Origin of the sequence: Nocardia sp. BMG111209, assembly GCF_000381925.1 — a bacterium.
GTDB lineage: Bacteria > Actinomycetota > Actinomycetes > Mycobacteriales > Mycobacteriaceae > Nocardia.
In genome coordinates this window covers 4,587,556-4,600,714 of the sequence record NZ_KB907307.1, presented here as the reverse complement: position 1 = coordinate 4,600,714, position 13,159 = coordinate 4,587,556, and the positions used below count along the sequence as shown (strand labels likewise).

The 13,159-nt window shown below is 69.7% G+C and carries 15 protein-coding genes; 8 read left to right on the top strand and 7 right to left on the bottom strand.

Annotation, left to right across the window (positions count from 1 at the left end; translation table 11 throughout):
- Positions 1-10: 10 nt before the first annotated feature.
- Both G361_RS0121360 and G361_RS0121355 read right to left on the bottom strand, forming a co-directional pair.
- Positions 11-208 (bottom strand): ferredoxin, encoded by a 198-nt coding sequence (locus tag G361_RS0121360; RefSeq protein ID WP_026343320.1) that lies wholly within the window; start codon positions 206-208, stop codon positions 11-13.
- 10 nt (positions 209-218) lie between these two features.
- Positions 219-1,391: a cytochrome P450 gene (locus G361_RS0121355; RefSeq protein WP_019929148.1), complete on the bottom strand. Its 1,173-nt coding sequence runs from the start codon at positions 1,389-1,391 to the stop codon at positions 219-221.
- A 393-nt stretch (positions 1,392-1,784) separates the two neighbouring features.
- Here G361_RS0121355 and G361_RS49620 point away from each other — a divergent pair, with 393 nt between their 5' ends.
- Complete coding sequence (locus G361_RS49620) at positions 1,785-2,006, top strand: hypothetical protein (protein WP_155981531.1); 222 nt, start codon at positions 1,785-1,787, stop codon at positions 2,004-2,006.
- Between the two features lie 44 nt (positions 2,007-2,050).
- Here G361_RS49620 and G361_RS0121345 read toward each other — a convergent pair whose 3' ends face one another.
- A complete protein-coding gene (locus tag G361_RS0121345) occupies positions 2,051-3,460 on the bottom strand; it encodes an MFS transporter (protein WP_019929146.1) in 1,410 nt (469 codons plus the stop codon).
- Positions 3,461-3,561: 101 nt separating this feature from the next.
- On the opposite strand from G361_RS0121345, the gene G361_RS44370 reads away from it, so the two are divergent.
- Positions 3,562-4,668 carry a helix-turn-helix transcriptional regulator gene (locus G361_RS44370; RefSeq protein ID WP_019929145.1) on the top strand — a complete coding sequence of 369 codons (1,107 nt, stop codon included), beginning with the start codon at positions 3,562-3,564 and terminating at the stop codon, positions 4,666-4,668.
- A gap of 4 nt (positions 4,669-4,672) precedes the next feature.
- Here G361_RS44370 and G361_RS0121335 read toward each other — a convergent pair whose 3' ends face one another.
- Positions 4,673-4,891: a hypothetical protein gene (locus tag G361_RS0121335; protein WP_019929144.1), complete on the bottom strand. Its 219-nt coding sequence runs from the start codon at positions 4,889-4,891 to the stop codon at positions 4,673-4,675.
- Between the two features lie 50 nt (positions 4,892-4,941).
- Here G361_RS0121335 and G361_RS0121330 point away from each other — a divergent pair, with 50 nt between their 5' ends.
- Together G361_RS0121330 and G361_RS0121325 are read left to right on the top strand one after the other, a co-directional pair.
- Positions 4,942-5,505, top strand: coding sequence for a TetR/AcrR family transcriptional regulator (locus G361_RS0121330; protein ID WP_019929143.1), 564 nt, complete (start codon positions 4,942-4,944; stop codon positions 5,503-5,505).
- A 182-nt stretch (positions 5,506-5,687) separates the two neighbouring features.
- Positions 5,688-7,274, top strand: a complete 1,587-nt coding sequence (locus G361_RS0121325) for a GMC oxidoreductase (RefSeq protein ID WP_019929142.1) — start codon at positions 5,688-5,690, stop codon at positions 7,272-7,274.
- Between the two features lie 83 nt (positions 7,275-7,357).
- Here G361_RS0121325 and G361_RS0121320 read toward each other — a convergent pair whose 3' ends face one another.
- On the bottom strand, positions 7,358-7,930 hold the full coding sequence (locus G361_RS0121320) for a hypothetical protein (protein WP_019929141.1): 573 nt from the start codon (positions 7,928-7,930) through the stop codon (positions 7,358-7,360).
- Positions 7,931-7,968: 38 nt separating this feature from the next.
- Complete coding sequence (locus G361_RS0121315) at positions 7,969-8,718, bottom strand: MBL fold metallo-hydrolase (protein ID WP_019929140.1); 750 nt, start codon at positions 8,716-8,718, stop codon at positions 7,969-7,971.
- Between the two features lie 143 nt (positions 8,719-8,861).
- On the opposite strand from G361_RS0121315, the gene G361_RS0121310 reads away from it, so the two are divergent.
- Positions 8,862-9,479 carry a TetR/AcrR family transcriptional regulator gene (locus G361_RS0121310; RefSeq protein ID WP_019929139.1) on the top strand — a complete coding sequence of 206 codons (618 nt, stop codon included), beginning with the start codon at positions 8,862-8,864 and terminating at the stop codon, positions 9,477-9,479.
- 91 nt (positions 9,480-9,570) lie between these two features.
- Here the strand turns inward: G361_RS0121310 and G361_RS0121305 are convergent, their stop codons facing one another.
- Positions 9,571-10,596 (bottom strand): TIGR03857 family LLM class F420-dependent oxidoreductase, encoded by a 1,026-nt coding sequence (locus G361_RS0121305; RefSeq protein WP_052172850.1) that lies wholly within the window; start codon positions 10,594-10,596, stop codon positions 9,571-9,573.
- A 125-nt stretch (positions 10,597-10,721) separates the two neighbouring features.
- Between G361_RS0121305 and G361_RS47110 the strand changes: the two genes are divergently transcribed.
- From G361_RS47110 to G361_RS0121290, 3 genes are read left to right on the top strand one after another with little or no spacing between them, the layout of a single operon-like run.
- On the top strand, positions 10,722-11,333 hold the full coding sequence (locus G361_RS47110; protein WP_019929137.1) for a TetR/AcrR family transcriptional regulator: 612 nt from the start codon (positions 10,722-10,724) through the stop codon (positions 11,331-11,333).
- A complete protein-coding gene (locus G361_RS0121295; protein ID WP_019929136.1) occupies positions 11,330-12,421 on the top strand; it encodes a phosphotransferase family protein in 1,092 nt (363 codons plus the stop codon). Before G361_RS47110 ends, G361_RS0121295 begins: the two co-directional genes overlap by 4 nt.
- A gap of 38 nt (positions 12,422-12,459) precedes the next feature.
- A complete protein-coding gene (locus tag G361_RS0121290; protein WP_019929135.1) occupies positions 12,460-13,158 on the top strand; it encodes a response regulator transcription factor in 699 nt (232 codons plus the stop codon).
- Position 13,159 lies beyond the last annotated feature (1 nt).

Below are 13,159 nucleotides of genomic sequence, written 5' to 3'. Positions count from 1 at the left end.
ATCCCGTCGCTCACTGTTCGTCGAGTTCGATCGCCAGCGCCGGGCACAGCCGGGCGGCCTGGCGCACCCCGTCCTCGTGGGCGGCGGCCGGATGCTCCTGGAGCAGCACCACGATCGCATCGTCGTCGCGCTGGTCGAACACCTCCGGGGCCACCAGCACGCACTGCCCCGAACCGATGCACTTGTCCTGATCCACAACAACTTTCATGAGTCGGTCCTCACCAGGTGACGGGCAGCGCGTGGACGCCGTACACGATCATGTCGTGTTTGAACTCGATCTCCGCGAGCGGAACGGCCGAGCGCAGCGTGGGAATTCGGCGATACAGCGTGCCGTAGACGATCTGCAGTTCCATCCGGGCCAGCGGCTGGCCGAGGCACTGGTGCACGCCGTAGCCGAAGGCGATGTGGTGCCGGGCCTGCCGATGGATGTCGAGCCGATCCGGTTCGGGGAACGCCTCGGCGTCCCGGTTGCCGGCGTCGTTGGCCAGGATGATGCCCTCACCGGCCCGGACCAGCCGCCCGTCCACCTCCACATCCTCGGTGGCGACCCGGCGCCGGCCGGAATGCACGATGGTCAGGTAGCGCAGCAGCTCCTCGACGGCGTTGGCGACGAGCGCCGGATCCCGCGTATCGCGCAGTTCGGCAAGCTGATCCGGATGGTGCAACAGCGCCAGCGTGCCGAGACCGATCATGTTGGCGGTGGTCTCGTGCCCGGCGATCAGCATGAGCACACCCATGCTCACCACCTCGTCGACGGTCACCGCACCGGCGGCGAGCTGATCGGCGACCAGCCGGCCGAGCATGTCGTCGGTCGGCGACCGCTGCTTGTCGAGGACGAGATCGCGCAGGTACGAACGCAATTCGTTGCTCGCGGCCAGCGCCTCGTCGACCGGCGTGTCCCGGGAGATGAGTCTGCGGCTGCACGCCTGGAAGAAATCGTGATCCGCGTACGGCACCCCGAGCAGCTCGCAGATCACCAGCGAGGGCACCGGTAACGCGAAGGCGCGCACCAGATCCGCCGGTTTCGGCCCGGCCAGCAGTGCGTCGATGAGCTCGTCGACGATCTGCTGCACCCGCGGTCGCAGCGCGTCGATGCGCTTGATCATGAAGTTGCGGGTCAACATCTTTCGCAGCCGCGCGTGTTCCGGATCGTCCATCACGATGAACGGCCGGAAGTCCCGGCGGCGCTCGGCGGTCGAGGCGGACTGGTGCGGGAAGCCGGTCCGCTGGGTATCGGCGCTGAACCGCTGATCGGCCAGCACATCTCGCTGAGCGTCGTAACTCGTGACGAGCCAAGGAGTCTCGCCGCTCCAGATGCGAACCCGGCCGACCGGTTCGACGTCGCGCAGGTCCGGAGGTGGATCGAACGGGCTGTCGGCGGCCCGGGACATGGGGTAGGTGGGAAGGGTTTCGGTCACAGCGACCCCCAAGAGTTGTTACCAAACAAACGTTCACTAACCCGACCAGGATAGAACTCATTCGTTCCCCTGAGCAACGATCGGCGGACCGTCTCCGTGCGCGCGGACGGTTGCCCGCGGCGGCCCGGATTGCCAAGTGCCAGGCCACAATACGTTGCCGAGCGGTCGCGGACCGGTTCATCGATATCCCGCCGCCGAGTGGCCGGTCGGTATGTTGCCGGGCCGTGGCCGATATACCTAAGCGGTCGGTATTCGCGATTACGGATGCCGCGCACGTGCAATCCGGTCATCCTGTGAGACACGAAGTATCGGCCGACACCGCCCCGTCGGGTGGCGGCCGCCGGACGATAGTTGGGAACCGATGACATGCCTGCGGTCAACGATGATGGTGGCGTAGAGACGAAGCGGGAGCCGTGCCACATCCATGTGAGCTTCGCGACCCCGCCGGTGGAACTCGACTATCAGGACGACCGCGCCGTCGCCGACCGATTCGCCGAGGCGATGGCCCGCTCCGGCGCGGTCGTGACGATCGACGGCGAGCTGGGCGGCGATCTGCCGCTGCTGCCGTGCCGGCGACTGTGGCTGTGACGGCCGCAACGACCACAGCACCGTCGCCGGCCCGGCGAGCCGATTCAGGACCGGGTACGCGAACCCGGTAGCGCGACCGCGAACAGCGCCGCGGACGCCAGGCAGACCGCGGCGTCGACGGCCAGGGCGGTGGCGACGCCGTGTGCGATCCCGCCGGCGGCCGCGGTCACCACGGCCGACATGATCGGCGTGCCCAGCGTGATACCGACCTGCTGACTCATCGTGGCCAGTCCGGTCGCCAGCCCCTGCTCGGAATCGGGCAGGCCCGAGGTGGCGGTCACCATGAATCCCACGATCGCCACCAGATTCGCCACGCCACCGGCGAAGGTCGCCACCAGCAGCACCACGAACCAGCCGGGCATCGAATCGAGGAACACCAGCGGCAGCGTGGCCGCCGCCTGCACCGCGAAACCGGCTGCCACCGCGTACTTTCCGCCGATCCGGCCGATCACGTGCGGTCCCGCGATCCCGCCCAGCACGGTGCCGAGCCCCATCACCGCGAAGGTCAGGCCCGCCTGCAGCGGCGTGAACCCCCGCGCGTTCTGCAGGTACAGGGTCAGCAGGAACACCACCGAGGTCTCGGTCGCGAAGGCGAGCATGCCGGCCGGGTTACCCCAGCCGATGCCGCGGCGCCGCAACAACATCGGCGGCACCAGCGGCTGCGCCACGCGGCGTTCGATCCCCGCGAACACGAGCAGCAACACTACGGCGGCGAGCAGGAAACCCCAGCACCGCGGATCGCCCCAGGACCGCTGACCGGCCTGGGTGAGCCCGTAGACCCCGGCCACCAGCGCCAGCGTCACCGTGATCGCCCCCGGCGCGTCCAGCCGCGGCCGGACCTCGGACCGGTTCTCCCGCAACACGATCGGTCCCACGGTCAGTACGGCCACCGCGACCACGACATTGACGAAGAACGCCCACCGCCAGCTGATCAGATCGGTCAGCAACCCACCCAGGATCGCCCCGGTGGTGAATCCGGCCGCCATCAGCGCCCCGTTGAGCCCCAGCGCCCGCTCCCGCAGCCGCCCCTCCGGGAACGACGTGGTGAGCAGCGACAGCGCGGCCGGTGTCACCGCCGCGGTGGCCAGCCCCTGGACCACCCGGGCGAGCAGCAGCACCCACGGTGTCGTGGCGAGCCCGCCGGCCAGCGAGGCCACGCCCAGCACGGCCATCCCGGCGAGGAATTGCCGGCGGCGCCCGAACAGATCCGCCAGCCGCCCGAAGAACAGGGTGAACCCGGCCGCGCACACCGCGAACGCGGTGGCGATCCACTGCAGATCGGCCAGGCCGAACCCGACCTCCGCGCCGATCCGCGGCAGCGCCACATTCAGAATCGAGAAGTCCACGGCGAGAGTGAAACTCGCGGTCAACAGGACGAGCAGCGCCACCCGGTCACGCAGCCGGACGGAACGCTCCGGTGCGGTGTCGGTGACGACGGGAGAGTCGATGGTCATGTCGGCGACTCTCGTCCGGCCGCCGGCGGGCAACCACTCCCGGCGATGGGTACCACTGCCAGGGTCAGCCTCGCCGCCACCCGAGCGGGCACACTGGAGTGATGCGGGCACACTCACGGCACACTCCGGACGATTCGGCCATCCCGGCGGCCGCGACCGCGCCGTCGCAGGGGACCACGCCGTCGCAAGGGACCACGTCGCCGCAGGGGACCACAGCGCCGGAAGGGACCGCGCCGCAAGGGACCGCGCCGCAAGGGACCGCGCCGCAAGGGACCGCGCCGCAAGGGACCGCGCCGCAAGGGACCGCGCCGCAAGGGACCGCGCCGCAGGGGACCGCGGCGTCGCGTGCGGCCCGACCCGGCCCCGCCGCACCGCCCGCGAACGAACTGGGCGACTTCCTGCGCACCCGGCGCGCCGCGCTCAGCCCGGCCGATGTCGGCCTCACCACCTGGGGCGCCCGGCGGGTACCGGGCCTGCGCCGGGAGGAACTCGCCCAGCTGGCGGGTATCTCGATCAACTATTACATCCGGCTGGAGCAGGGACAGTCCGCGAACGCGGGGGATTCCGTCATCGAATCCCTCTCCCGCGCACTGCGTCTCGCCGACGACGAGCGCGCCCACCTCTACGCGCTGGCCCGGCCCGCCGCTGCGCGCCGGCCCCGGCCGGGCCGCCCGGAGGCGCCGAGCCCCGGTGCGGTCCGGTTGCTGGAATCCATGCCCGATGTACCCGGACTGCTGCTGGGCCGCCGCAACGACATCCTCGCCTGGAACGAACTGGGCCACGCCCTGCTCGCGGGACATCTCGACCACACCGCCCCCGCGGATCCCGCCCGGCGGCCCAATCAGATGCGGCTGCTGTTCCTCGATCCGCACACGCGCGAGCTGTACCGGCGCTGGTCCGACGAGGCGGCCCTCGCGGTGGCTTCGCTGCGGTACGTCGCCGCCGAGTATCCGGACGACCGCCTGCTGGCCGAACTGATCGGCGACCTCAGCATCAAGAGCCCCGAATTCGCCACCCTGTGGGCCCGCCACGACGTCCGATTGTGTTCGCGCGGAAGCAAATTGCTGCATCACCCGGAGATCGGCGACGTGGAGTTGCACTACGAGGCGATGCAGTTGCCCGACACCCAGGGCCAGCGCCTGTTCACCTACACCGTCACGGCCGATTCGCCCGACGCCGACGCGCTGACGCTGCTGCGCCGCCGCTGACCGGTCAGTCGTCGCTGCCGCGCCGATCGCCGAGGAAGGCCAGCAGTTCCGGATCGTCCGAGGTGAACCGGTCCACCTCCTCACCGCCGGTGCACGGGTAGAGGGCGACGGTCACCCGATCGCCCCGGCGGCCGAGCACCCGCCAGATCGCCCCCGCCTCCGTCCAGCGGGACAGAATCGCCACCGGATCCGGGGGTGCGTGATCGGTCCGATTTTCCGGCATATTCCCGATTATCCGTAACGCGCTGTTCACGAACGTACACTGCCGGAGTTATGCGCTCACGGAACAAGATCCTCGACGCGACGCTCGACGTGATCCGGAGCGAGGGTTTCGAGGGCGTCAGCATCGCCGCCGTCGCCCATACGGCCGGGGTGACCCGCCAGACCGTGTACTCCAACTTCGGCTCCCGCGAGGATCTGGTCTCCCAGGCGCTGATCGCACTGCTGATGCGGACCCTCGCCGACATCCGTGCGAAACTCGCTCCGGTACAGGATATTCCGGCGTACATCTGCGAACTGTTCGTCGCGATCCGCTCGGTGGTCCGCGCGGATCCGGTGCTGGGCCGGCTGCTCGCCGCCGAGACCCACAATCCGTTGTTCGACCCGATGATGACCACCCGCGCGAAACCCGTGGCGCGAGAACTGCTCCTGCCGGTGCTGGAGTTCGATCCGGGCCTGGAACCGCACCTGGACGACATCATCCAGATCGTGGTCCGGCTGGGCATGTCGGTGGTCGTCTTCGACGGCGACGATATCCGTTCGGACGACGATCTGCGGCGCTTCGTCGCCCGGTGGGTGTTACCGGCCCTGATGTCGCCGCCGATCTTTCGGGACTGATCACAAACCGCGCGAAGCTGATCTTGACACTTACCCGCAATACTGTCTAGTTTTGCGTCGGCCCGCCGATCTCGAGCGGGCGTCCAACTCGCAAATCGGTTCGTTCGCAGGACAACTCGACGCAGCACTCCGGTAGCCCGGATGCTGCGCCGACGTGTCCTGATGCGTCACGGAGGTCGGTCATGTCCGCAGTCACCCGCCGTTCGTTCCTGGGCGCGGCCGGCGCCGCGGCGCTCGGGCTCGCCGCCGGACCGCTAGCCCGCGCCGACATCCCGACCCCGGTGCGGGTGCCCCTGACCCGCGAGAACCACCGCGTGATCGTGATCGGCTCGGGCTTCGGCGGCGGCGTCGCCTCGCTGCGGCTGGCCCAGGCGGGTGTGTCGGTGTTGCTGCTCGAGCGCGGGATGCGCTGGCCGACCGGCCCGAACGCGCAGACCTTCCCGCTGGCGAGCGATCCGGACAAGCGGATCCTCTGGTATCGCTCCGCCAAGCGACTGTTCGGCGAACAACTCGACCTCGAGCCCTACACCGGCCTGATCGAGGCCGTGTCCGGCGACAACATGACGGCCCTGTGCGCGGCCGGCGTCGGCGGCGGATCGCTGGTCTATCAGGGCATGTCGCTGCAACCCGCCGAGGACGTCTTCCACACCCAGTTCCCCGCCGAACTGGACTGGGCCACCATGAACCGGGTCCACTACCCGCGGGTCGCGAACATGTTGCAGCTGGCCGTCGCCCCCGATCAGCTCGTCGACAGCCCCAACTACCTGGCCGCGCGGGTCTTCGCCGAGCGCGCGCGGGCGGCCGGACTGCCGGTGTCGAAGATTCCGATGCCGATCGACTGGAACTACGCGCTGGACGAACTGGCCGGCAAGATGACCCCGTCCTACACCAACGGCGCCGGCGCGCTGGGTGTGAACAACGGCGGCAAGCATTCGGTCGACGTCACCTATCTCGCGGCGGGCGAGGCCACCGGCCGGGTCGAGGTCCGGTCCCTGCACCACGTCACCGACGTCGAGCGGGCCGCCGACGGACGCTGGACGGTCCACGTCGACCGCATCGACACCTCCGGCGCCGTACTGGAGAACCTGATCCTCACCACCGGCACGCTGATCATGGCCGCGGGCAGCCTCAACACCACCCGACTGCTGGTGCGCGCCGCCGCCAAGGGCCAGATCCCGGACCTGCCCGACGGCCTGGGTGGTAACTGGGGTACCAACGCCGACCGCATCTACGTCTGGACCGATATGGGGGAGCCGCTGGGCAGCCCGCAGGGCGGTCCGGTCGTCTACGGCAGCCTGAACTGGTCCGATCCGGCCGCGGCGGCCACCGTGATCCAGGCGTCGATCCCGCCGCTGAGCGTCGATCCGCGCAGTACCGTCCTGGTCGGCTACGGCGTCAGCTCGGGCCGCGGCCGGTTCGACTACGATTCGGCGACCGACGACGCGCTGCTGCGCTGGCCCGGCGACGGCGACGCCGCCATCCAGGATTCCCGGATCGGCCCGCTGGTCCGGGCCATCGCCGGCCCGGACAGCACGCTCACCGACACCAACGCCGTGGTCCCGTCGACCTGGCATCCGCTCGGCGGCGCCGCGATGGGTTCGGTCTGCGATCTGGACGGCCGGGTGCTCGGCCAGCGCGGCCTGTACGTCCTGGACGGCGCGCTGATCCCCGGCAACTGCGCCGCCTGCAACCCCTCGATGACCATCGCGGCCGTGGCCGAGCGCGCACTGGACCACCTGGTCACCCAGGACGTCGGCACGATCATCTGACGGTTAGGGAGCCCTCGGCGGGCACTGTGATACGAGTTCTCCCGGATGTGCGTGCCCACCGGACCGGCGAGACCCGCAGCCCGTCAATGGATCTCCGGATTCTGGCCCGCGTGGACGATCAGCCGGTTGATGTACAGCGAGCGGCGGTTGCGGATCAGAAATCTGCTGTCCCACAGGTGAACCACCTTGCGCTGCGGCAATCTGCTCACATCGAGGGCGAGATAGTGCGTCGGAATGGTGTGGTAGACGCCGATCTCGCCCGACAACGTCAGATCGGAGACCGTGCCCGGCGCGGTACTCGTCACGAACTGCCCGCGATGACCGCTCGAATCCCATGCGGGGCGCAGCTTTCCGGTGCCGAGGATCTCCTCCAGTTCCTCGCGCGAGGTGTAGCGGTACATCAGGCGCTGTGTTCGCGCCGCGTCCGGGTCGGTGAGCCGGGCCACGAATTCCGCTGCGGCCGGATACTTTTCGGGCTCGTCGGCGAAGCGGAACACCACGGCGCCGCGCTCCTCCGCCGTGGTCAGAATCTCCGAGCCGTCGGCCGATGTGCGGACCATGCCCTCCATCCGGTCGGCCAGCGCATCGGCGGCCCGCCGGGTGATCGCGCCCAGCTCGCTCGCGATCTTCGACATCAGGTTGATCGGTTCCGTCACAACGCTCCCGGCCGTCGGACCGGCGAGCGCCGCGAAGCTCAGCCGACGGTGACGGGCTCGCCCGGGGCGAGTACCCGAACTCGGGTGTCGGGTGCGTATTTCGCGGCAGCCTGCCGGAATCGTTCCGGCGTGCCATCGTATTTGAGGAACCAGCGGTCGCGCAGGGCTCCGGCGGTGAACGCATAGTGAATGGGGACCGCCAGCGCCGGTCGCAGCATCCCGCAGAGTTCCGCTGCCTCTTCGGCATTCATCACGACCTGGCGGTTGAACGCGGGACGGATCCGCAGCCCGTTGATCGGCAGCAGCGCGAGGTCGATATCCGGGAAACGCCGGGGTATTTCATCGAGGCCGGGGATGCGCAGGGTGTCGGCGCCGAAGAACACGGTGCGCCCGGCGCCCCGGATCACGAAGGTGATCTCGGGAACCCCGTGTTCGGCCGGGGCGGCGGTGATGGTGAGGCCGTCGACCGTGATCCCTTCCCACGCTTCGACTTCGGTGACATTCGTGAAGCCGGCCCGGTGGGCCTTGGCGCCCATGCCGCGCTTGACCACGAACGGTACGTCCCTGTCCCGATACGCGGCGAAGGCATCGAGGTCGTAATGGTCGTAGTGGTCGTGGCTCGCGACCACCGCGGTCAGGTCCGGCAGGGTCGCGGGCGTGTACGCGAGCGGTTCGCCGCGCAGATAGCCGGGCTTCTCCGAGAACCACGGATCGGTCAGCACGTATCGCCCGTCGAAATTCAGCAGGACGCACGAATGGGTCACGCGGGTCGCGGTCGTGGTGGACATGAGGACTCCCAACGGTGGATCCGGACAGCGGAATCGGGGCGGCAGAATAAGCTAAGGTATGTAAGCTTATGGTTCGTAGCTTAAGTTCGGACCCGCGACTCGTCAACCGGCGGAACGGTTTCGCGGCGGCAGGAGGAGCAGAGATGGCGGCGGCACCGGCCAAACGGCCCCGGAATCCGCGGGGCGAGGGGGAGCGGCTGCGCGCCGAACTCGTCGAGGCCGCGGCACGGCTGCTGGCGGCGTCCGGCGATGCCCGGCTGCTCACGCTGGCGGCCGTCGCGCGCGAGGTCGGGATCGCGACTCCCTCGATCTACCGGCATTTCCCGGATCTGGATCGACTGGTGGCGGCGGTGGTCAGCGACCGGTTCGCCCGGCTGGACGCCGCCCTGGCCGAGGCCATCGGGGCCGGCGCCGATCCGGCCGCGCGGCTACGCGCCTGCTGCGCGGCGTATTGCCGCTTCGGCCTGGACAATCCGGGCCACTACCGCATTCTGTTCGGCGCCGAACTCGCGCTGGATCCGGCGCGGCCGGGGGAGCGGCCCGGCGAGCAGGTCTTCGAGCGACTGGTCGCGGCCACCGCGGCGGGTATCGCGGCGGGGGTGGTCACACCGGGTGATCCGGAGGCGATCGCCGTCAACATCTGGGTCGCCCTGCACGGCATCGTCTCGCTGCGGACCGCACGTCCGCACCGCCGCTGGCCGGAGCCGGAGGTACTGGTCGACGCCGTCCTGACCGGTCAGGCCGGATTACGCCGCGACTGACGAGAACCGCGGCGCCACCACGACGATGATCGCGGCGCGAAAATAACGAGAACCGCAGCGCGGCAACGGTTTACGATCGGCCAGTATACGATCAGTGCCCGTATTCGGCCAGGACCGGCGCCAATTCGTCGGGGGTGGCGCCGTGCAGGATGACCCGGTCCGCGCCGTGGCCCAGTTCCTCGCGCACCCGCGCCGCACAGCGGGCCGGACTGCCGGTCGCGGCGGCCGACAGCCACTCGTCCGGCAGCAGGGTCGCGATGTGCTCCAGCTGTCCGGTGTCGGCCTTGCCGTCGATGGCGCCCGGAATCGAGGTCACCACCGGATCGCCGCGGAAGCGTTGCAGCACAGCCGGATCCCAGTCGTTGGTGCGGACCATCAGATCCCCGTAGCCCTGGAGATAGGTGGCGAGCCGGCCCACGGTCTTGCGCAGCCGCAGATCCTCGGGCAGGTGATCGCCGACGGTGGCCAGGCACGACCACACCCGCACCGCATCGGGATCGCGCCCGGCCTGTTCGGCCGCCTTCTTCACCGTCGCGACGCAGCGGCGCAGCGTCTCGGGCGGAAAATAGGTGTGCAGGACGACGTCGTCGAACACCCGGCCGCCGAGGGCCAGCGACTGCGGCCCGAACGCCACCAGCGCCAGCCGGATGTCCTCGTCGAAGTCGGGATCCAGGAACAACACCGGATAGCGGCCGATCGGCCCGTCGTGATTCGCGATGATCTCACCGCGCCACAGCCGCCGCATCACCTGTGCCCAGTCCGCCAGCTGCGCGGTGGTGACGGCGGGTATTCCGAACGCGGCGTGGATCGCCGCGATACCGCGCCCGACGCCGAGGGTGAACCGGCCGCCGGACAGGCGGTGCATGGTGGTCGCCCAGGACGCGGTGATCAGCGGATGGCGGGTGTTGTAGTTGGTGGCCGCGGTGGCGATGGTCATCCGCTCGGTGACCGCGCAGGCCGCGCCGGTCAGCGACGAGGCCTCCTTGGTGTTCCAGCGCTCGGAGATGAACCCGGTACCGAAGCCGAGTTCCTCACCGCGGCGGGCCTCGTGCAGCAGTGCCGCGGGCCCGTCGATCCCGGCGCCGGCGAGCAGATAGAACCCGAGTTCGTCGTAAATGGGTGTCACGTGCCAACTCCTTGCCGGCGGCGATGCCGGAACCGCGTGCCCTGTCGCGCGGTTAAGATAACATAGTTTCCCATTGTGGGGCAGGCGATCCGGATCCCGGAGCGAGGAGCGCGAACGTGCCGAAGCCGTTGCTGAGCGCGGAGGCGATCTTCGACGAGGCGCTGCGCATCCTGGCCGAGGAGGGCGCCGCGGGACTCACCATCCGCACGCTTGCGGCGCGACTGCGCTGTTCGAACAAGACCCTCTACCAACAGGTCGGCAGCTACGAGGTGCTGGTGCGCGGGGTGGTCGCGCGGGCCTTCGCGCGGCTGGAGCTCGGCTTCGCCGCCGACGCGGTGTGGGAGGTGGCCGCCGAATCGTGGTGCACCGAACTGCGCGCGGCCCTGCTGGCCAATCCCGATCTGTGCACCCTGATGACGATCGCCGACCGCGACGTCGTCATCGATCACGTCCACCGGCTGATGACCGTCCTCGAACGGGACGGTTTCAGTCACAGCCGGGCGGTCGAGGCCGGCGGCATCCTCGCGCACGTCACGCTCAGCATGACGTTGTCGGATGTCGCCGCGCCGGGCGAGTGGGACGATCCGCGCGTCTTCGCGACGACCGTCCGCTGGCTCGTCCACGGAATGGCGCTGTCCCGCGCCGAAGAGAATCTGCGCCACCACGATCGGGCCGAATCACCGCGGACCGGCCGGACGGGGCCGCGACGAAGGAAGAACGCATCATGAACACATCGTCGAGGCGGGCCGACGCCGTCCCGCCCGCGCTGCCGGCCGATCCCGGTCAGCTCACCGCCGAATGGCTCGAATCCGTACTGGGAGTGGAGATCTCGTCGGTGCGCGTCGACGCGGTCGGTACCGGCCAGACCGGTGCGACCTATCGGATCACCCCCGTCTACGCGGGCCCGGAGTCCGGCCCGCACGCGCTCATCGCGAAACTGCCGTCGCAGCGCGCGGAGGTCCGCGAGCGCGTCGCGCTCGGCTATCGAGCCGAGCACGCCTTCTACACCACGGTCGCCGGCACCGTCGCGGTCCCGCTGCCGCGGGTGCACCACTGCGATATCGCCCGCGACGCTTCGGAATTCGTCCTGCTGATGTCGGATCTGCATCCCGCCGTACAGGGCGACCAGATCCGCGGCTGCACGCCGGCCGAGGCGCGGGTGGCGGTGGAGGCGCTCGCGGGCCTGCACGGGCCGCGCTGGTGCGATCCGGCCTGGCTGACCTTCGACGGCGCCGCCCTGCCCCGGGCCCAGGGCGCCGTCGCGCGCGGGATGGGCGATCTCGCCCGCTTCGCCCTGGACGCCACGCTCACCGGCCTCGGCGACCGGCTCACCGCCGAGGACCGCGCCACCCTCACCGCGGCGGCGGACGCGATCGAGCCGTGGCTGGGTATCCATCCGGACCGGTTCTGCCTGCTGCACGGCGACTACCGGCTGGACAATCTGCTGTTCGCACCCGATGCGAGCGCGGTGACCGTGGTCGACTGGCAGACCATCACGATCGGGCTGCCGGCACGGGACCTGGCCTATTTCCTCGGCACCGGCCTCACTCCCGACCTGTGCGCGCGAGTCGAGGCCGACCTGGTCGCGGCCTACCACGCACGGCTGCTCGGCTACGGCGTGACCGGTTATCCGGCGGCGGACGGCTGGACCGACTACCGCCTCGGCATGTTGCAGATCCCCATGCTGACCACCCTCGGCTTCGCCTTCTCCACCGAGACCGACCGCGGCGACGAGATGTTCCTGACCATGCTGTCCCGGGGCTGCGCGGCGATCCGCCGCCTCGGCACGATCGAACTGGTGCGGACACTGTCCTGATCCGGCCCGCTCCCGGCGAACCTCGGTAGCGTGGGAGCGTGCCCGATACCGCTACCACCCCGGATGCCACCGTGCTGGTGGTCGACGACGATGTGAACATTCGCGATCTGCTCTGTGAAGCGTTGCGCCTCAACGGGTTCCACACCGTCGCCGCCGACAGTGGGCAGGCCGCGCTGGCCGCGTTCGCCGCGCATCGCCCCGATATCGTCGTGCTGGACGTGATGCTGCCGGATATGGACGGCTACGCGGTGGCCCGCCGGTTGCGGGAGACCGGCAACGAGGCGCCGGTGCTGTTCCTCACCGCCCGCGGCGCGGTGGCCGATCGGATCGAGGGCCTGGCCGCCGGCGGTGACGACTACGTCGGCAAGCCGTTCAGCCTGGAGGAGGTGGTGCTGCGATTGCGTGCGATCCTGCGCCGCACCAGCGGATCCGGCGACGACAACCTGCTGCGGTACGCCGATCTGCTGCTGGACGTCGCCGCGCACCGGGTGGTCCGCGCGGGCACCGACATCCTGCTGTCGGCGACCGAGTTCAACCTGCTGCACTACCTGATGATCAACGCCGAGGTGGTGGTCAGCAAGGAGAAGATCATCGATCGGGTGTGGCACGCCGACGCGGGCCGGGAGAGCCGGGTGGTGGAGTCGTTCATCAGCCAGTTGCGGCGCAAGGTGGATGCGGTGGACCCGCCGCTGATCCACACCATCCGCGGCGTCGGCTACGTGCTGCGGCGCTCCTGAG

What these genes read in the sequence shown, in the direction of transcription:
- G361_RS0121360 (WP_026343320.1), bottom strand. Translation starts at nt 208, where the DNA reads ATGAAAGTTGTTGTGGATCAGGACAAGTGCATCGGTTCGGGGCAGTGC.
- G361_RS0121355 (WP_019929148.1), bottom strand. Translation starts at nt 1,391, where the DNA reads ATGTCCCGGGCCGCCGACAGCCCGTTCGATCCACCTCCGGACCTGCGC.
- G361_RS49620 (WP_155981531.1), top strand. Translation starts at nt 1,785, where the DNA reads ATGCCTGCGGTCAACGATGATGGTGGCGTAGAGACGAAGCGGGAGCCG.
- G361_RS0121345 (WP_019929146.1), bottom strand. Translation starts at nt 3,460, where the DNA reads ATGACCATCGACTCTCCCGTCGTCACCGACACCGCACCGGAGCGTTCC.
- G361_RS44370 (WP_019929145.1), top strand. Translation starts at nt 3,562, where the DNA reads ATGCGGGCACACTCACGGCACACTCCGGACGATTCGGCCATCCCGGCG.
- G361_RS0121335 (WP_019929144.1), bottom strand. Translation starts at nt 4,891, where the DNA reads ATGCCGGAAAATCGGACCGATCACGCACCCCCGGATCCGGTGGCGATT.
- G361_RS0121330 (WP_019929143.1), top strand. Translation starts at nt 4,942, where the DNA reads ATGCGCTCACGGAACAAGATCCTCGACGCGACGCTCGACGTGATCCGG.
- G361_RS0121325 (WP_019929142.1), top strand. Translation starts at nt 5,688, where the DNA reads ATGTCCGCAGTCACCCGCCGTTCGTTCCTGGGCGCGGCCGGCGCCGCG.
- G361_RS0121315 (WP_019929140.1), bottom strand. Translation starts at nt 8,718, where the DNA reads ATGTCCACCACGACCGCGACCCGCGTGACCCATTCGTGCGTCCTGCTG.
- G361_RS0121310 (WP_019929139.1), top strand. Translation starts at nt 8,862, where the DNA reads ATGGCGGCGGCACCGGCCAAACGGCCCCGGAATCCGCGGGGCGAGGGG.
- G361_RS0121295 (WP_019929136.1), top strand. Translation starts at nt 11,330, where the DNA reads ATGAACACATCGTCGAGGCGGGCCGACGCCGTCCCGCCCGCGCTGCCG.